This is a genomic window from Sneathiella chinensis (genome assembly GCF_012720115.1).
GTDB lineage: Bacteria > Pseudomonadota > Alphaproteobacteria > Sneathiellales > Sneathiellaceae > Sneathiella > Sneathiella chinensis.
In genome coordinates this window covers 566193-582743 of record NZ_VNWN01000002.1, presented here as the reverse complement: position 1 = coordinate 582743, position 16551 = coordinate 566193, and the positions used below count along the sequence as shown (strand labels likewise).

Here is a 16551-nt window from a genome sequence, read left to right as displayed (position 1 = left end):
GAATTGATTTTTGACCTTAACCGCGCCAGACTTTCCTTAGACAAGATAAGGAGGGTCCAAGACCGTGCTATCTTCGGCAGAAAAGTATCCGGCGCTTGTTCTGAATGCCGATTACAGGCCACTGAGTTATTTCCCACTTTCCCTGTGGTCGTGGCAGGATGCGCTTCGCTCCGTCTTTCTGGGGCGGGTCAATATCGTTTCCCAATATGACACCGTCGTCCATTCCCCCAGCTTTGAAATGCGCCTGCCAAGTGTCATTTCCCTCAAACGCTATATCCGCCAGAACCGCAAACCGGCCTTCACCCGGTTCAATGTCTTTCTGCGCGACGGGTTTCGGTGTCAGTATTGCAATTCCCCGGATGACCTGACCTTTGACCATTATCTTCCTAGGCGGGCAGGCGGGCAAACCTGCTGGGAAAATATCACCACCGCCTGCGCACCATGCAACCTGAAGAAAGGCGGGCGATTGCCGGAAGAAGCCAACATGTTCCCGACCATTCGCCCCTATGCGCCAACCGCGCATATGCTCAACAAACAGGGACAGGGTTTTCCGCCGAACTACCTGCATGACAGCTGGCGCGATTATCTTTACTGGGACACAGAGCTGATAGATTAGTCCGGCGCTCTGTACACCGCTTGCCATGGCCGGTCCCAAACGGTTATACACAGGGGGAAATATTTCCCTTTGGCTTATACTGAAGTGACTAATCATGAGTTATGGTCTTGGTCTTTCCGAGAAAAGACGAAGTGTGGAGCGGCGCAACCGCGTCCTGAAATTCTTCTTTTACCTTCTTTTGCTGAGCGCCGCCGGCGCCTATGGCTATTTCGAGGGCCAGGCAGAGGCTGACCGCCGCGTTGCCAATGTGGAAGATCAGGTCCTGACCCTGACCCGCGAGAACGAGCGTCTGAACGACCAGGCCCGCGATGCCCTGAACCGGCAAAGCACGGCGCTGGCCGAGGCCCGCTCATGGCGCAACAAGTATGAAAGCGAGATGCCCGCCGGGGAACTTCGCAATATCCTTGAACTGGTCCGCACCCGCATGAACGACGGGCTGGAGGCCGCCCGCCTGCAATCGGTTATCCAACTTATTCAGAACAGCCAGAATTGTGACAAGAAACCGGAATCAAAGCGGTTTATCGTCAACACACCCATTTTCAATCAGGTGGCCAATTCCATCAGCCTGAATGACGGGGCCGTAATCGTGACCGGAGACGGTGAATCCTTCCTGAACGCGGACGGCAAACCCGAAGCGTGGTTCGATCCGGCGAAACCGGTCACCATCACCTTCCGCGAGACTGGCGGGAAATCTGAAAAAATTACCGGCCTGCTGCCGCTTGAGAAAAGCATGGTGTTCGGCGCGGATGAATATCGCTTCACCATTGAAAGCGGACGCCAGAGCTTTGCCAAAGTCTCGGCAATGCGCTGCGACTTCCCGTAAAGAACGACCGGGTCCGGCTACCGCTGCTGCTGTCGCCGGGCCCTGATCCCCTGCCCCCTGATCGCGGGCCTAGACCCGCGAGGACAGCCAGATCGCCAGCTTTGAGCCGGCCTTGACCGCAGAGGTCAGCACCTCATAACCGGGGGCTTCCGCCGCGCCCCGTTCACGGGCGATATCCCGGTGCTCGATTTCCTCGTCCCGAAATTTCTGGATAATCTCCTTCAATTCGGCTTCATCCTCGCCCAATTGGTCAAGCTGACTCTGGTAATGCTCGTCGATGACCTCTTCCACCGCCTCGGTGCAGGCCATCGCCGCCTCTTTCCCCAGCAGGGCCGTTCCTGCCCCAAGGGCGAACCCGGCCATATTCCAGAGGGGGCTGAGGGCTGTCGGGCGCACCCGGCGATCCGCGATCAATTCCTCAAACCGGGCGCGGTGCACCTCTTCCTGCTCCTTCATATGGCGGATGGTATCAGCCTCGTCCGTATTCTTCAGGACAGCCAACTGCCCCTCATAGATGCGAACCGCGCCGAACTCGCCCGCATGATCGACCCGGATGATCCGCTCGACGATATCCTCTTTGCGGGGATCACCGGGCAGGCGGCCCTCGCCGGTTACTTTTCTGGTTTCGGATTGCTGGTTAGATGGTTTGCTCATGCCAACTCCTCACCGGTCTTGCGACCCTTGAACGCAGCGGCCAACGCATAGACCGCCAACAGACTTGCAAAAATCAAGTTATACCCCGCCATGGAAATTCCAAGCATCTGCCATGCCGGTTCATCACATTTGGCAATGGGCGCATCCAGAATCTGCGCCTTCAGGTCTTCCATGGACAGGACCTTGCCCGTATCGGCGGCACATTCCGCCGTTCCGGCCCACCATCCCTGTTCAACCCCCACATGGAAGCCACCGATACCGGCGGTTACCGCGAAGCCTGCGGCAATCAGGATCAGGAACAGAAAGGCCGATGACCGTCTTGTCTTCGCGAAGGTCAGGCCGACAATACCGATGGCGATCACCACGGCATAGGGCCAGCGCTGATACAGGCACAGAACGCAGGGAAGCAGGTTAAAGCCATACTGCGCCACAAACGCCGCTCCCAATGCGACAACACTGGCCAGAACAGAAATGCGCAGCGCATTCACCTGTGAAAATATCATCATTTCCCCCTTACGCCGGTGCCGGTCACTACAGGAACTTCAACAGATAAAAGGTCCCGAACAGGACAATAAAGAAAAGGATGGTCAAAATCCCGAGGTATTTTTCAACAAAGGTGCGGATCGGCTCGCCATACCGGCGAAACAGCCAGGCCACCAGAAAGAAGCGGGCACTGCGTGACAGCACCGAGGCCACGATGAAAATCCCCAGACTAAGCTCAGCCACACCGCTTGCGATGGTGATCACCTTATAGGGAAAAGGCGTCAGCCCGAAAAAGGCGACGATCCACCCGCCCCATTCGTTATACGCCCCCTGAAAGGCCGTGAACTTGTCCATATAGCCGTAAAATTCCAGAACCGGCCCACCGATCATCTGGAAGAAGAAATACCCGATGGCATATCCGAACAAACCGCCCAGAACGGAAAAGATGCTGCAGATGGTGGCGATGCGCCAGGCCTGATCGCGGTTGGCGAGGACCATGGGAATAAGCAGAACATCGGGCGGAATCGGAAAGACCGAACTTTCGATAAAGGCCACACCACCAAGCAGGGCTTTGGCGCGCGGACGGGCCGCCAAACCCATGGTATAATCATATAATCGCCTTAGCATGGAGATCGAAGTTCCCGAATTCTTGCACTGATAGAAGGGGCCAGTTTATAGCACCTGACGGGCGACTTCCATAGCCCGGAAGGCAAAAATTCTTTGGTTTTATTGTACATTAACTGTATGAAAGAGAACATTTTTTGTTCAGCTGCCATGAATATGAGCTGATAATTAATCTTGTAACTTTTTTGTTACAGCATATAGTAAGGAATGTGCAGTTCCGCCCTTTCGGATGCGAGAATTGAAAACAGGATGTACTGGCGATAATGAAACAGAAAATTCTGGTAGTTGATGATGATCCCGACCTGCGTAAAACGCTTCGCGCTACGCTTGAGAGGGAAAATTACGAGATTGCCGAAGCTAGTGACGCAAATGAAATGAAATCCGTCTTCGCCGAAGACGATTTCGATCTTGTTGTCCTGGACCTGATGCTCCCCGGAGAGGACGGATTAAGCCTGACCCGGTATCTGAAGGAACGATCCAATGTGGGCGTGATCATCCTGACCGGCAAGGGCGAAAGTGTGGACCTGATCATCGGGCTTGAAATGGGCGCCGACGATTATGTGGCCAAACCCTATAATCGACGGGAACTTCTGGCCCGGATCAAGAGCGTACTGCGCCGATCCACCAAAACCACCGTCAATGGCACCCCGGAACGATCCGGCACCCACGTGAATTTTTCCGGCTGGTCACTGGACCTGCCCCACCACAAACTGGCCGCCCCGGACGGAACAGATGTGCCGCTCACCATGGCGGAATTCCAGTTGTTGCGCGTATTGCTGGAAACCCCCGGCCAACCGGTTGACCGCGAACAGCTCAGCCTGTTGATCTTCAACAAGGAACTGAAGGAAAACAGCCGCAACATCGATGCCCTTGTGCGGCGACTGCGCCAGAAACTGGAAATCGGTCAGGACCAGCAGCAGATGATCAAATCGGTCCGCGGTTCCGGCTATACCATCCTGACAACGCTGGAATAAAGACAGACCCCCGCGCAATAAAGTCGTTTGCCGTGTCATTTGTTCTATTGACCGGGATCATTTCATCGTTATATTGCGGCTGTTCCCACGGATTGCCCCTGTGGCGGAATTGGTAGACGCGACAGATTCAAAATCTGTTGTCCTCAGGACGTGCCTGTTCGAGTCAGGCCAGGGGCACCATCTCCCGATATTTCCCCCGACATTTCTCCCAATACTCTGTTTTTGTGGCCTGCGGCCCGGTGCGTTCGTGCATGGCTTTATCCGGCCTCGGCTTGTCCGGCCTCCCCCTCATGAACGGACAGCACGAATCAACCTTGCCAACAGGCGCAGGACATCAAACCGAGATCGATAAAGATTTGGGTGGAGTGGGTGTCTTCGGAGCGTAGAGAGAAAAAGAACAGGGACGCCCTGCCAAAGAGCTGACCGACGCGGCCCTAGCGCTTGTCGATCAGGCCCATATCGCGGGTGGAGGCACCCTCCCCCGGCCCCGGCTCTGAGACCAGTGCCTCTTCCACCTTTCCGCAAATCTCGGACAGGGTGAAAGGTTTCGAGATCACATCGTGAATCAGGTCGTCCAGATTGTGGGCGCGCTGGCGTTCTGCGGCATAGCCGGTCATCAGCAGGATTTTCAGGTCGGGGAAATCCTTGGCCACCTTCAGGGACAGGGCAATGCCATCCATGATCGGCATGACAATATCCGTCAGAAGAAGATCGAAGGCCGGGTCCCGTTGCAGCTCCAGCAAGGCTTCCGCGCCATCATTCACCGAGACCACATCATGCCCGTGATGGGTCAATGCCCGGTGAACAAATTCCCGCAAAGATGCCTCGTCGTCAGCTACCAGTATCCTCGCCATTCACGCCTTTCGCCTCATTCTTCTTTGACAATATGTCCAATATAGGGAAGTTCCCGGTAATAATGCGCGTAATCAAGGCCGTAGCCAATAACAAAAAGGTCCGGGCAGTCGAATCCGACAAAATCCGCCTCGAAATCAACCAGACGTTTCCCCTTCTTGTCGAGCATGAGACATGTCTTGACCATGGAGGCACCGCGGTCCAGAAGCTCGCGGGTCGCAAATTCCATGGTCCGGCCGGATTCCAGAATATCGTCAATCAACAGAACACGCCGGCCCTTCACGGTATCCACGATATCGCGGGTAATCACAACGGTTCCACTGCTGATTGTCTTGTCGCCATAGGAAGAAAGCGCCATGAAATCGATCTGCGGGCGCACACCGGCATGGTGCAGGGCGCGGATCAGGTCGGCGGCGAACACAAAACTGCCTTTCAAAACCGCAATCACCAGCAGGTCTGTCCCCATATCGCGGGCGATTTCCTCGGCAATCTCGCTGTTCCGTTTTGCAATATCGCCGCTTGAGTACAGCACTTCAACTTTTGCCTCTTTGGCGGTCATGTCTCTCTCCAATAGTCAGGGCGCCCGATCTTGGCGGGCCTCCGAATTCGTGTTTAAAACCGGCCTAGTTGGCCGCTTTTCCTTCAGGATCGCTCAGGGGCAACAGATTCGCCCGCACCTGTTTCGCATCTTCGGGCGGCTGGTTCATGCTGCTGGTGAACTCAACGCTTCCCCACCCTTCCAGCAGGGTCTGCTCAATCGAGGTGCTCCAGCTATAGACATGGTCTCCGGCATCATCAATCAACTGGATGCTGATCCTTGGAATGGGCCGGTCGGTTTCCGTAATATTGACGATATTCCCGACCACCGTCAGCCGGGTCACCCCGTTCTCAACCACTGACCGCGTGGTCAAATCCCGGATCTCAAGCCCAAGGGTGTTGCGGGTCTGAACGTCCAGTTTGAGTTTCTGGTACAGCTTGGCCGCCGGCGGCCAGACACTGACCACCTGATTCCGTCCATAATACCCGCCCGCGACAATCGCCGCCAGCAAAAGCAGGAATATCAGCCAGCCCAGCCAACCGGATTTCTTCTTCTCCGGCACCGGAATTCTTTCCCGCGGCACCCGCGGCTTGCGGGCGGACATTTCCTCAATACTCAGGCCTGCGTCCCCGGCAACCTCCGCCTCGGCTTCCAGTCCCTCAACGGGTTCGTCGCCCGCGACCTGTTTCGGCATGTCGGCAGGTGGGTACTCACGCCATTTGTGGCCACACTTGGCGCACTTGACCAACCGCCCGTTCACTCCAACAGAAGCGGGGTCGATCAAATAACGCGTTGAACATGATGAACAAGTTAATATCATAGGTCGGAATTTATTAATCCACAGGTTAAACGATCTGTTTATAGGCGTTTGACAAAACATGCACAAGATTGCCGGATAAATCCATCTTAGTTTATCCTTTTGCTGTTTTTTTTGGGAGGATCGTTTGGTCAGGTTTGAAAATGTCGGGATGCGGTATGGGATGGGCCCGGAAGTTTTGCGGGATATCAATCTGCATCTGGAAGCGGGCTCGTTCCATTTCCTGACCGGACCGACGGGGGCGGGGAAAAGTTCCCTGCTGAAACTGCTGTCGCTCTCCCATCGTCCCAGCCGGGGCCTGCTCACCCTGTTCGGCAAAGAGGCCAGCAGCCTGAGCCGGGACGAGTTGCCTGAACTTCGCCGAAAAATTGGCGTGGTCTATCAGGAGTTTCGCCTGCTGGACCATCTGACAACGCTGGAGAATGTGGCCCTGCCCCTCCGCATTGCCGGGGTTGAGGAAGAACAGATCAGCCGCCATGTGGAAGAATTGCTGGACTGGGTCGGGCTTGGCAATCAGGTCGATGCCCGCCCGCCAACCCTGTCCGGCGGTGAAAAGCAGCGCGTTGCCATTGCCCGCGCTGTCATCAACCGGCCCCAGCTTCTGATCGCGGACGAGCCCACCGGCAGCATGGACGCGGAAATGGGTCTTCGGCTGATGTACCTGTTTCAGGAACTCAACAAGATCGGTACCACCGTTGTTGTCGCCACCCACGATCTGGGACTGATCCGCCGTTTCGGATATCCGGTCATGTACCTGAAGAGCGGCACCCTGCACCACACCCATGCGGAAGAGTATCTGCAACAGTTTGACCGGAGCCTGTACTGATGAACCTGTTTGGCAAGACCAGCGAACTGCAACTGGAGAAGGATGCCTCCAGCCGCTATCTACCGGTCGTGATCTCTTCCATGATTTTTCTGGCGGCGCTGGCGCTGGCCGGACTTTTTTCCATCAGTGCCGCCGTTGAAAACTGGTCCAGCGAGATCAGCGGCAACCTGACCGTGGAAATCCAGCATGTGGGCGGCGATGCACAGGACCGAAAAGTCGAGGAAGTGGTAAGTTTCCTGAAACGCACCCCCGGTGTGGAAACCGTCCGCCCGATCAGCGTCGAGGAAGCCGCCTCGCTTCTTGAGCCCTTCCTTGGGCGGGCCGACATCATTCGGGAACTGCCGCTCCCGCGCCTTGTGGAAGTCACCATCAGCGAGAACAGCCCGGTGGACCTCAACGCCATGGCCACCACCCTGAACAAGGCCATCCCCGAAGCCCGGCTCAACACCCACCGCCCGTGGCTGGACAAAATGATCGTCCTTGCCCGCTCCGTTCAGTTTCTGGCGGCGGCCATCATGCTCCTGATCAGCATCGTCACGGTGATTATCGTCATTTTCGCGGCCCGGACCGGGCTTGTCATGCACCGGGACGTGATCGAGGTCCTGCACCTGATCGGCGCGCGGGATACCTATATCGCCCGGCAATTCCAGACCTATTTCGCCCGGCTCAGCTTTCTCGGCTCGCTGCCGGGGCTGGCCTTTGCCATCATTGTCATGGTTCTGCTCTCCCTTCTGGCAGGCCGGTTGGACGCCACCCTTCTCAGCGCCCCAACAATGGTGTTGGAAGGATGGATTGCATTGGCTATGTTACCGGTGATTGTCGCACTTCTGACCTTGTTTACAGTGCGGTGGATTGTCTTGAGCTCGTTGAAACGGATGATGTAGAGTGCTTGTATTGCTGGACAGAGACGGGGTGATCAACGAAGACCGCGCCGATTTCGTCAAAAGCCCCGATGAACTGGTGTTCATTCCCGGCGCCCTTGAGGCTATTGCGACGCTCAATTCCCGGGGCCACAAGGTGGTGATCGTCACCAACCAGTCCTGTATCGGGCGGGGGCTTATCACGCTTGAGACCCTGGACAACATCCACGGAAAACTGAAATCCGCCCTGAAGGCCAAAGGCGGGCGGTTGGATGACATCCTGATCGCACCCGACGCCCCCTGGGCAGCAACCGAGAACCGCAAGCCCGGTGCCGGCATGATCCTTGAGGCCCTGACCCGGTTTCGGGAACAGCCCCGCAATACGGTTCTGGTCGGGGACAGCAAACGGGACCTGCAAGCGGCCTGCATCGCAGGCTGCCACCGTATTCTGGTGCAGACCGGCAAGGGACGGGCAACCCAGTCGGAAGGGCTGGACCGGGCGCTTCTGCCTGTTTCCATCGCCCGCGACCTGACCGAGGCCGTTACCTTTATCGGGGAAGGGCGTTTCACCCCATGATTTTCAGGCCGCGTTTCTGGATTCGTTTACTGCTGGGGCTGTCCATCATCTGGACTGGCGGCTTCCTGTACTACATTTCGCAAGTGAACGGATATAGCGGCGCAAACCGGGGGACCGCCGACGGGATTGTCATCCTGACGGGCACCCCTGCCCGCCTGAAACTGGGCTTTGAACTGCTGAACAGCGGCACCGGCAAACGGCTGCTGATCTCGGGCGTCAATGCCAAGGTGACCCGCAACGAGTTGCAGCGGGTACTGGGAGAGAGCAACAATATCATGGATTGCTGCGTCGATCTGGGACGCCTTGCCAAGGACACGGTCGGCAATGCCTATGAGGCCTCCCTCTGGGCCAGTGAGCATGGCTTTGAGGCCCTGCTGGTGGTCACCAGCGCCTATCACATGCCTCGAAGTCTGGTAGAAATGAAACGCCAGATGCCCGACAAGACCCTTGTCGCCTATGTTCCGGAAGTCGACTCGCCCACCCTGACCGGATGGTGGCGCCGCCCGGCGGCCCTGTATGTGCTGTCCGGCGAATTCAACAAATATATCGTCAGCCTTTTGCGCGCCCGGCTGGAAGGCCTGGCAATGGATGGAGACCCCAAATGACCGCCCTGCGCTCCGCTTTGTTTTTTATCTGTTTCTGGATCTGGTCGGCCTTCATGAACCTGCTGTTTCTGCCGGCCCTGCTGTTTCCGCGGAAATGGCTGGTCTTTGGCCAGCGGATCTGGAGCCGGGGGATCGTCTTCCTGATGCGGGTGATCTGTAACCTGAAAGTCGAAATCCGGGGGCGGGAAAACCTGCCAACGGGGGCCGGGCTGGTTGCCAGCAAACACCAGTCCGCCTTTGAAACCATGGTCTTTCACCTGATCGCGGATGATCCGGCCATGGTCCTGAAAAAGGAACTGCTGCACATTCCCATCTATGGCTGGTACTGCCGCAAGACCAAGATGATCCCCGTTGACCGCAAGGGCCATGCGGCGGCCTTGAAAGCCATGCTGAGAAAGGCGGAGGAAGCCTCTGCCGATGATCGGCCCATCGTCATTTTCCCGGAAGGCACCCGAAGCGCCGTCGACAGCAAGCTCCCCTATCATCAGGGGATTGCCGCGCTCTATTCCAAACTGGCGCTGCCGGTGACGCCTGTGGCCCTGAATACCGGCCTGTTCTGGCCGCGCAAGAAATTCATCTGCAAGCCGGGCACCCTGACCATCGAATTCCTGCCGGCCATCGAACCCGGCCTGAAACGCAAGGATTTCATGACCCGGCTGGAAAGCACCATCGAGGAACGGACCGATGCCCTGGTTCAGGAAGCCCGTAATACCTATAACGTCTGATCCGTCGGACCGCCGCAGATACATCCGCAAGAAAAAAGGCGCCCCGATCGGGAGCGCCTTTTTTACTGAGGGATTTATGCCTGTTATTTCGGCAGGACAACCGTATCAATCACATGGATCACACCATTGCTGGCCTCGACATCGGCAGCGATAACCATGGCGTTATCGACCATGACCCCATTGGTGGCATCCACGGCAAGAGCGCTGCCTTGTACCGTTTCCACAGACGCCTTTTTGCCCATGATATCAGAAGACATGATCCGGCCCGGAACAACGTGATAGGTCAGAACCGCCACCAGCTTGTCCTTGTTTTCCGGCTTCAGCAGCATGTCAACCGTGCCTTCCGGCAGTTTGGCAAAGGCATCATCGGTCGGGGCAAACACGGTGAACGGCCCCTCGCTTTTCAGGGTATCCACCAGATCCGCTGCCTGAACTGCCGCAACAAGGGTATTGAAAGTCCCGGCAGATACGGCGGTATCGACAATATCCTTCTGATCGGTCGCCTGGCTCTGGCTGGCACAGGCAGCAATAAACATCGGAATGGCAACAACCAGCATTTTCAACGCATGAATGGAACGCATCTTGTTTTCTCCCAGTTTGGTTATCATGTCCCTTGGTACGCCCCATCCGGAAAAACGGATCAGGAAACCCGATATTTTTTTCTGGCCTAGGCTTTTATTTCTGCTTTCTGTTGGCGTAAGATCGGTGCTTAAATATATATTCTCACCGGCAGAAGAAGGGGCGAACTGCTGAGACAAAGAGTACTGATATTACTTGCGGCGTTGCTGTTATGGCCCGCGACAACCGTCTGGTCTGGAGAACATATCCGGCTGGGGGCCGAGGATAGCTGGCCGCCTTTCTCAAACGCAGATGGAACGGGTCTTTCCAACCAGATCGTCCGGGAGGCTTTCGCCGCACAGGGTGTGTCTGTGGACTATTACGTGGCGCCCTATGCCCGCCTGCTGAAAGAAGTGGAAGAAGGCAGGCTGCTTGGCGCCTTCAATGTAACGCGGGAGCCGTCCACCGCAGCCCGTTTCCATTTCTGCAAGGAAAAGCTGTTTTCCGCCACAACGGCCTATTTCCACAATACGGACCGCCCCCTCAAAGCCCGGCAGTTCACCGAAGTGGGCGGGGGCAAACGCGTTGGCATGATCATCGGGTATGAATACGGCCCGTATATTCTGAACAACAAGGATATCCTGCCCATCCGGGTCGCCTCACAGGAAAGCCTGATCAATATGCTGATCCGCAAGCATGTGGATGCCATCATCATGTTCGACACCATTGCCAACCAGACCCTGCCCCGTGTCCCCGGCAGTGAGAAAATTGCCCGCGCCTTCGACGGGGAAACCAGCGACATTTATGTGGCGTTCAGCCGTAACCACCCGGACACCAAGCGCTATTGCCGCCTTCTGGATACCGGTCTTGTCCGCCTGAAACAGCAGGGCCGGATTGACGCAATCCTCACCCAATCGCCGCGCTGATCCAAAAAAGACCCCCGTTTTATTATTTTATAAAAATCATATATACTATTCCTTCCCTGTACGCTTTCGAGGTAAGGAGTGCTCATGTCTACCGTAGCCCCCATTTCCCGGCAAATCTGGGATATGAAATACCGCTACAAATCTCCGGATGGTGCTGTTCAGGAACGCTCTGTCGAGGATACCTGGCATCGGATCGCCGATGCGCTGGCCGCCCCTGAACAGGACGCCGCCCTTTGGTCCGGGCGGTTTTATGACCTGCTGGAGGATTACAAGTTCCTGCCCGCCGGGCGCATCATCGCCGGGGCAGGTACGGGCCGCAAGGTCACCCTGTTCAACTGTTTCGTGATGGGGGATATCCCGGATGACCTGTCCGGCATCTTCGACAACCTGAAAGAAGCCGCCGTCACCATGCAGCAAGGCGGCGGGATCGGTTATAACTTCTCGACCCTGCGCCCGAAGGGGGCCCCCGTGCACGGATTGGGGTCCGATGCGTCCGGCCCGCTCAGTTTCATGGATGTGTGGGACAGCATGTGCCGCACCATCATGAGCGCCGGGTCCCGCCGGGGGGCCATGATGGCCACCCTGCGATGCGACCACCCCGATATTGAAGAGTTTATCAAGGCCAAGCAGGACCCCGGCCGCCTGCGCATGTTCAACCTGTCGGTTCTGGTCACCGATGCCTTCATGCAGGCGGTCAAGGACAACGATGCGTGGGACCTGTCCTTTGACGGCACCCTCTACAAAACCGTTCCGGCACGGGATTTGTGGAATGACATCATGCGGTCCACCTATGCCTTTGCGGAACCCGGCGTGATCTTCATTGATCGCATCAACCAGATGAACAATCTGGCCTATTGCGAAACCATTTCGGCAACCAACCCTTGCGGGGAACAGCCCCTGCCGCCCTATGGGGCCTGCCTGCTGGGGTCCGTCAACCTGACCCGCTATATTCGTGACCCGTTTGAAAGCACGGCCCACCTTGATCTGGACAGTCTGGATGCGGATATTCGAACCGCTATCCGCCTGATGGATAACGTGATCGATATCTCCAACTTTCCGCTGCCCGCGCAAGCCCATGAAGCCGAACAGAAACGGCGCATTGGCCTTGGGGTCACGGGCCTTGCCGATGCCCTGATCCTGTGCGGTATCCGCTATGGCTCCGGGGACGCTGTCGCGGCAACCGACGGGTGGTTGAAACAGGTCAGCCGGTCTGCCTATCTGGCGTCCATTGATCTGGCCCGTGAAAAAGGCGCGTTTCCCCTGTTCGACAAGAAAAAATATCTGGCGGGCGCGCATATCCAGTCGCTGGCCCCGGATATCCGGGACGGCATTTCAAAACACGGTATCAGAAACGCCCTTGTCACATCCATTGCGCCCACAGGCACCATTTCCCTGCTGGCCGACAATATTTCAAGCGGTCTTGAGCCGGTATTCAGCTTCACCTATACCCGGAATGTGCTGATGCCGGATGGCAGCCGAAAAAGCGAAGAGGTGTCGGATTACGCCCTGCGCCTGTTCCGCCGCCTGAAAGGAGAGGACACCCCCCTGCCCGATTATTTTGTGGATGCGCAGGTGCTCACCCCCATGGACCACGTAAAAATGCAGGCCGTGGTTCAAAAGCATGTGGACAGCTCCATCTCCAAGACCATCAACTGCCCTGAGGATATCAGCTTTGACGCCTTCAAGGACATCTACATGGAGGCCTTTGATCGCGGCTGTAAGGGGTGCACGACCTATCGCCCCAATGACATCACCGGGGCCGTGCTTGAAACCCCCGCCAAAACCGCCGAGGGCAATCAGGCCAGCCTGCCCCTTGATCAACCGCCCCCCAAACCGAAGGACAGCTTCGAGGCGGGCGGTATTGTCTACATGACCCGGCCACTGGACCGGCCGGGCACCCTGCCGGGGCAAACCTACAAGCTGCGCTGGCCGGAAAGCAATCATGCCATCTATATCACCCTGAACGACATCATTCAGGAAGGCCGCCGCCGCCCGTTCGAGATTTTCATCAACTCCAAGAATATCGAGCATTTCGCGTGGACCGTGGCCCTGACCCGCATGATCTCGGCGGTGTTCCGGCGCGGCGGCGATGTCAGTTTCGTGGTCGAGGAGTTAAAGGCGGTCTTTGATCCACGCGGCGGTGCGTGGATGCAGGGGAAATATGTTCCGTCCCTGCTGGCCGCCATCGGGGATGTGGTGGAAACCCACCTGATCCGGATCGGCTTCCTGCCCGACCCCGCCGGCACCGGCGAGGAGACGGAGGCTCACCGGAAAGTCGCCCCCGGCGCCCCGGACAAACCCCTGTCCGGCCTGCTGCGGCAATGCCCGGAATGCGGCGAAGCCTCCCTGATCCGCAGCGAAGGATGCAACATGTGCACCTCCTGCGGCTATTCAAAATGTAGCTGACGCGGCAAAGCAGACGGGATGGCCCCTTCAGCCGTCCCGCTCGTGTTGTTCCACAAGGGTCATGATCTTGTGCAGGGGGCCTTCGCGGATACCGAACTCGTCCAGATGATCGATGGTGCTTTTCAGGTAATCCCGGTTTGGCCCCCCTCTGCCCGAGGCGGAGGCGATAATCCGCGCCGCTTCCTCGATCGTGGGACGGCCGCAATATTGTTCGTGTCTGGGATCGGCGACAAAGGTCAGGGCGGTGGCCCGCTCACCCGTCTCCAGCAATTCAAGGGTTACGAATTTCGGCACATAGACACTGGTCACCATTTCCCGGCGATACAGATAGTCAATCACCGGCTCGCGAATATCGGAGGGGCACAGGATCGCCTTGCCCCGGCAGGAACCGCCTGCGTCCAGCCCCAGCACCAGCCCTGGATTGTCCCGCGTGCCCCGATGCACCACCGACGAGACACAGAAAGACCGATGATACCCAAACAGGCGGGCATCCATGATCCCCTTGTGATCAAAGCCCGGTCGCCACATCAGCGACCCATAGCCGAACACCCAAAGGTCCTCTCCGGGGGGTAAGGGCGGCAGGGGAAAATCCACAGGAGGAAGGTCAGGTTCCAGAACGAGATCATATCTCCGCATTACTTCACCTTGGTTTGCTTCATGTTGACAAGCGCCACGCCGGCAATCGTGACCACCATCCCCAGCAGCGACCAACCTGCCAGCACCTCGTCAAAAAGAATATAGGCCACAACGGCCGTACAGGGCGGGACAAGGAAGAACAGGCTGGACACATTGGCCGCCGCCCCGTTGCGAAGCAGGATATACAGGAGCGTTATCGCCCCAAGCGACAGGACGAAGACCAGCCAGACCAGCGCAAAGACCAGTTCCCCGGACCAATTGACAGACATGTCCTCAAACGCCCAGGCGACCAGCCCGAAATAGACCGTTGCCACAAAAAACTGGATCAGGTTACCGCTTTTCAGGCTCATGCCTGAACAATATTTCTTCTGGTACAGGGTTCCAAACGCGATACTGAACAGGGCCGCGAAACAAAGTCCAATGCCAAGCACGCTGCCCTCGCCCAGCGACAGTTTATCCGCCACCACCAGAATGACGCCGCCAAGGCCCAGCAACAATCCCAGCCACTGCCGACCCGTTACCCGCTCGCCCAGGAACAACCCGGCCAGCGCGGCAACCAGCAAGGGCTGGATCCCGGCGATCAGCGCGGCGGTACCGGCGGGCACGCCAAGCCCGATCCCCATAAACACAAACCCCAGATAGCCGCCATGCATCAGCAGACCGGCAAACCCGATATGTCCCCAATCGGCAAGGCGGTCCGGCCAGCGGGTCCGGGTGAGCAGCACCACCGGCACCAGAAGCAGGGTACAGATTGCAAAGCGAAGCCCAAGGAAGGTCATGGGCTCCACATAGGGCAGGCCCAGCTTGGCGCCGATGAAACCCGTACTCCACAGAAAGACGAAAACCGCCGGCATCAACGCCAGGGCGACGGTGCGATGGTTTGTGGCCTCAACAGGGGTCATGGGGGAAATGTTCCAGTCGGTTCGGAAAGTCAGTGACAGTCAGGGGCGTAACCTTATAGAGTGCTGCTCCAAAGCTCAAGCATCAGGACAGCAGGACGGGAGCAGATGCGTATTCTTGGAACGGGAGTGATCGCCCTTGCCGCTCTTTCAGGCGGATATTACTACTGGTGGAATACGGTTGCCGATACCGGGGTCGAGGAATTCCATCGCTGGAAAACCGCCCGTCAGGCTGAAGGGTTTGACATCAATCACGGGCCTGTCACCACGTCCGGTTTCCCCTATCGCATCCGCATGGATATTGCCAATTTCCAGATGGCCGACCCACAGGCGGACAACGCACCCGAGGTCCGCTTTGAAACGGCTTGGGCCATCGCCCAGCCGTGGAAACTGACCCATGTCATTTTTGGCGTGGGCGGTGAAAATCAGGTCAACTGGTCCCAAAACCACACGGACTACAGCACCCTCTGGTCAGCGGAAACAGCCCTTGGCAGCGCCACCTTCGAAACGTCAGGCCGCCTTAAAACCCTGTCCATCGACCTGAAAACGGTTGAGGCCCGCCCGTCGTGGCGTGGCCCCCTGACAGCAGAGCGCCTGCAACTGCATACCCGGCCGATTGTCCGGGAAATCACCACATCCGATGACAAGCACCCCGAAGTTCCGGGCACGCAGATTTCCCTGCGGGGGGACACCATTGTCCCCGGCCTGAAGGAGGATATTCCGCTGGCGGAAACGCTGGAGCATTTCGGCCTGTCCGCCGTGATGGAAGGGGAGCCTGCCGACCTGTTCGACCGGGACAGTGCGGCGAAATGGCGGGACAAGGGGGGCATTCTGGATATTCAGGCCCTTGAGACCCGCTGGGGGGATGTGAAGGTGGATGCCACAGGCACCCTTGCCCTTGATGATGAATTCCGCATGATCGGCGCCTTTACCAGCCGCATCGTGGGGATCAACAGTATTCTGGGAACCCTGCACCAGAATGGACGGCTGGATGAACAGGCCGCCAAGACCGCCGGATACGCCCTGAACCTGATGACCCGCAAAGACAAAAAGAACGGGGACCGGTATCTTGAGCTGCCCATCAGCCTGCAGGAAGGAAGCCTCTATGTGGGGCCCCTCTTCCTGATGAGAATTCCGCCGCTTTACCCATAG

General features: G+C 57.5%; 20 protein-coding genes, 1 tRNA gene and 1 pseudogene. 12 read left to right on the top strand and 10 right to left on the bottom strand.

Translation table 11 applies throughout. The annotated features are described in order from the left end of the window. The first annotated feature begins 64 nt into the window (after positions 1–64). Positions 65–616, top strand: coding sequence for an HNH endonuclease (locus FQB27_RS02780; RefSeq protein WP_169559334.1), 552 nt, complete (start codon positions 65–67; stop codon positions 614–616). A 94-nt stretch (positions 617–710) separates the two neighbouring features. Further along, complete coding sequence (locus tag FQB27_RS02775) at positions 711–1439, top strand: hypothetical protein (RefSeq protein ID WP_169559333.1); 729 nt, start codon at positions 711–713, stop codon at positions 1437–1439. Positions 1440–1508: 69 nt separating this feature from the next. On the opposite strand, the gene FQB27_RS02770 is transcribed toward FQB27_RS02775, so the two are convergent. From FQB27_RS02770 to FQB27_RS02760, 3 genes are read right to left on the bottom strand one after another with little or no spacing between them, the layout of a single operon-like run. Continuing rightward, positions 1509–2093: a demethoxyubiquinone hydroxylase family protein gene (locus FQB27_RS02770; protein ID WP_169559332.1), complete on the bottom strand. Its 585-nt coding sequence runs from the start codon at positions 2091–2093 to the stop codon at positions 1509–1511. Further along, on the bottom strand, positions 2090–2599 hold the full coding sequence (locus FQB27_RS02765; RefSeq protein WP_206374233.1) for a disulfide bond formation protein B: 510 nt from the start codon (positions 2597–2599) through the stop codon (positions 2090–2092). Before FQB27_RS02765 ends, FQB27_RS02770 begins: the two co-directional genes overlap by 4 nt. A gap of 25 nt (positions 2600–2624) precedes the next feature. Next, positions 2625–3203, bottom strand: coding sequence for a YqaA family protein (locus FQB27_RS02760; protein ID WP_169559331.1), 579 nt, complete (start codon positions 3201–3203; stop codon positions 2625–2627). Positions 3204–3463: 260 nt separating this feature from the next. Here FQB27_RS02760 and FQB27_RS02755 point away from each other — a divergent pair, with 260 nt between their 5' ends. Together FQB27_RS02755 and FQB27_RS02750 are read left to right on the top strand one after the other, a co-directional pair. Next, positions 3464–4174: a response regulator gene (locus FQB27_RS02755; RefSeq protein WP_169559330.1), complete on the top strand. Its 711-nt coding sequence runs from the start codon at positions 3464–3466 to the stop codon at positions 4172–4174. A gap of 94 nt (positions 4175–4268) precedes the next feature. Continuing rightward, a tRNA-Leu gene (locus tag FQB27_RS02750) sits at positions 4269–4354 on the top strand. A gap of 254 nt (positions 4355–4608) precedes the next feature. Here the strand turns inward: FQB27_RS02750 and FQB27_RS02745 are convergent. The 4 genes and pseudogenes from FQB27_RS02745 to FQB27_RS16930 all read right to left on the bottom strand — a co-directional run. Then, complete coding sequence (locus FQB27_RS02745) at positions 4609–5028, bottom strand: response regulator (protein ID WP_169559329.1); 420 nt, start codon at positions 5026–5028, stop codon at positions 4609–4611. A gap of 14 nt (positions 5029–5042) precedes the next feature. Next, complete coding sequence (hpt, locus tag FQB27_RS02740; RefSeq protein ID WP_169559328.1) at positions 5043–5585, bottom strand: hypoxanthine phosphoribosyltransferase; 543 nt, start codon at positions 5583–5585, stop codon at positions 5043–5045. 64 nt (positions 5586–5649) lie between these two features. Next, on the bottom strand, positions 5650–6258 hold the full coding sequence (locus FQB27_RS02735) for a DUF3426 domain-containing protein (protein ID WP_240953333.1): 609 nt from the start codon (positions 6256–6258) through the stop codon (positions 5650–5652). A 30-nt stretch (positions 6259–6288) separates the two neighbouring features. Beyond that, positions 6289–6384 (bottom strand): annotated as a pseudogene (locus FQB27_RS16930) (MJ0042-type zinc finger domain-containing protein); the annotation flags it as partial. A 124-nt stretch (positions 6385–6508) separates the two neighbouring features. Here FQB27_RS16930 and ftsE point away from each other — a divergent pair. Genes ftsE through FQB27_RS02710 form a run of 5 tightly spaced genes read left to right on the top strand, consistent with a single transcriptional unit; the run spans position 6509 to position 9974 of the window. Further along, on the top strand, positions 6509–7207 hold the full coding sequence (gene ftsE / locus FQB27_RS02730) for a cell division ATP-binding protein FtsE (RefSeq protein WP_169559326.1): 699 nt from the start codon (positions 6509–6511) through the stop codon (positions 7205–7207). Continuing rightward, positions 7207–8091 carry a cell division protein FtsX gene (locus tag FQB27_RS02725; protein WP_169559325.1) on the top strand — a complete coding sequence of 295 codons (885 nt, stop codon included), beginning with the start codon at positions 7207–7209 and terminating at the stop codon, positions 8089–8091. The genes ftsE and FQB27_RS02725 overlap by 1 nt, the downstream gene beginning before the upstream one ends. 1 nt (position 8092) lies before the next feature. Then, a complete protein-coding gene (locus tag FQB27_RS02720; protein ID WP_169559324.1) occupies positions 8093–8644 on the top strand; it encodes a D-glycero-alpha-D-manno-heptose-1,7-bisphosphate 7-phosphatase in 552 nt (183 codons plus the stop codon). Beyond that, positions 8641–9249, top strand: a complete 609-nt coding sequence (locus tag FQB27_RS02715) for a YdcF family protein (RefSeq protein ID WP_169559323.1) — start codon at positions 8641–8643, stop codon at positions 9247–9249. Before FQB27_RS02720 ends, FQB27_RS02715 begins: the two co-directional genes overlap by 4 nt. Further along, positions 9246–9974 (top strand): lysophospholipid acyltransferase family protein, encoded by a 729-nt coding sequence (locus FQB27_RS02710; protein WP_169559322.1) that lies wholly within the window; start codon positions 9246–9248, stop codon positions 9972–9974. Before FQB27_RS02715 ends, FQB27_RS02710 begins: the two co-directional genes overlap by 4 nt. Before the next feature lie 83 nt (positions 9975–10057). Here the strand turns inward: FQB27_RS02710 and FQB27_RS02705 are convergent, their stop codons facing one another. Beyond that, a complete protein-coding gene (locus tag FQB27_RS02705) occupies positions 10058–10510 on the bottom strand; it encodes a fasciclin domain-containing protein (RefSeq protein WP_348540523.1) in 453 nt (150 codons plus the stop codon). Positions 10511–10756: 246 nt separating this feature from the next. Between FQB27_RS02705 and FQB27_RS02700 the strand changes: the two genes are divergently transcribed. Both FQB27_RS02700 and FQB27_RS02695 read left to right on the top strand, forming a co-directional pair. Then, a complete protein-coding gene (locus FQB27_RS02700) occupies positions 10757–11458 on the top strand; it encodes a substrate-binding periplasmic protein (RefSeq protein WP_169559320.1) in 702 nt (233 codons plus the stop codon). Positions 11459–11542: 84 nt separating this feature from the next. Next, positions 11543–13864 (top strand): adenosylcobalamin-dependent ribonucleoside-diphosphate reductase, encoded by a 2322-nt coding sequence (locus tag FQB27_RS02695; protein ID WP_169559319.1) that lies wholly within the window; start codon positions 11543–11545, stop codon positions 13862–13864. 27 nt (positions 13865–13891) lie between these two features. Here FQB27_RS02695 and FQB27_RS02690 read toward each other — a convergent pair whose 3' ends face one another. Continuing rightward, positions 13892–14500, bottom strand: a complete 609-nt coding sequence (locus tag FQB27_RS02690; RefSeq protein ID WP_169559318.1) for a gamma-glutamylcyclotransferase — start codon at positions 14498–14500, stop codon at positions 13892–13894. Continuing rightward, positions 14500–15402 carry a DMT family transporter gene (locus tag FQB27_RS02685; protein ID WP_169559317.1) on the bottom strand — a complete coding sequence of 301 codons (903 nt, stop codon included), beginning with the start codon at positions 15400–15402 and terminating at the stop codon, positions 14500–14502. The genes FQB27_RS02690 and FQB27_RS02685 overlap by 1 nt, the downstream gene beginning before the upstream one ends. Before the next feature lie 105 nt (positions 15403–15507). Here FQB27_RS02685 and FQB27_RS02680 point away from each other — a divergent pair, with 105 nt between their 5' ends. Continuing rightward, on the top strand, positions 15508–16551 hold the full coding sequence (locus tag FQB27_RS02680; RefSeq protein WP_169559316.1) for a DUF2125 domain-containing protein: 1044 nt from the start codon (positions 15508–15510) through the stop codon (positions 16549–16551).

Coding starts and splice junctions, on each gene's coding strand:
- FQB27_RS02745 (WP_169559329.1), bottom strand. CDS start 5,028: ATGGCGAGGATACTGGTAGCTGACGACGAGGCATCTTTGCGGGAATTT.
- FQB27_RS02755 (WP_169559330.1), top strand. CDS start 3,464: ATGAAACAGAAAATTCTGGTAGTTGATGATGATCCCGACCTGCGTAAA.
- FQB27_RS02685 (WP_169559317.1), bottom strand. CDS start 15,402: ATGACCCCTGTTGAGGCCACAAACCATCGCACCGTCGCCCTGGCGTTG.
- FQB27_RS02735 (WP_240953333.1), bottom strand. CDS start 6,258: ATGCCGAAACAGGTCGCGGGCGACGAACCCGTTGAGGGACTGGAAGCC.
- FQB27_RS02680 (WP_169559316.1), top strand. CDS start 15,508: ATGCGTATTCTTGGAACGGGAGTGATCGCCCTTGCCGCTCTTTCAGGC.
- FQB27_RS02715 (WP_169559323.1), top strand. CDS start 8,641: ATGATTTTCAGGCCGCGTTTCTGGATTCGTTTACTGCTGGGGCTGTCC.
- FQB27_RS02710 (WP_169559322.1), top strand. CDS start 9,246: ATGACCGCCCTGCGCTCCGCTTTGTTTTTTATCTGTTTCTGGATCTGG.
- FQB27_RS02770 (WP_169559332.1), bottom strand. CDS start 2,093: ATGAGCAAACCATCTAACCAGCAATCCGAAACCAGAAAAGTAACCGGC.
- FQB27_RS02760 (WP_169559331.1), bottom strand. CDS start 3,203: ATGCTAAGGCGATTATATGATTATACCATGGGTTTGGCGGCCCGTCCG.
- FQB27_RS02765 (WP_206374233.1), bottom strand. CDS start 2,599: ATGATGATATTTTCACAGGTGAATGCGCTGCGCATTTCTGTTCTGGCC.
- FQB27_RS02775 (WP_169559333.1), top strand. CDS start 711: ATGAGTTATGGTCTTGGTCTTTCCGAGAAAAGACGAAGTGTGGAGCGG.
- FQB27_RS02695 (WP_169559319.1), top strand. CDS start 11,543: ATGTCTACCGTAGCCCCCATTTCCCGGCAAATCTGGGATATGAAATAC.
- FQB27_RS02725 (WP_169559325.1), top strand. CDS start 7,207: ATGAACCTGTTTGGCAAGACCAGCGAACTGCAACTGGAGAAGGATGCC.
- hpt (WP_169559328.1), bottom strand. CDS start 5,585: ATGACCGCCAAAGAGGCAAAAGTTGAAGTGCTGTACTCAAGCGGCGAT.
- FQB27_RS02690 (WP_169559318.1), bottom strand. CDS start 14,500: ATGCGGAGATATGATCTCGTTCTGGAACCTGACCTTCCTCCTGTGGAT.
- FQB27_RS02705 (WP_348540523.1), bottom strand. CDS start 10,510: ATGTTTATTGCTGCCTGTGCCAGCCAGAGCCAGGCGACCGATCAGAAG.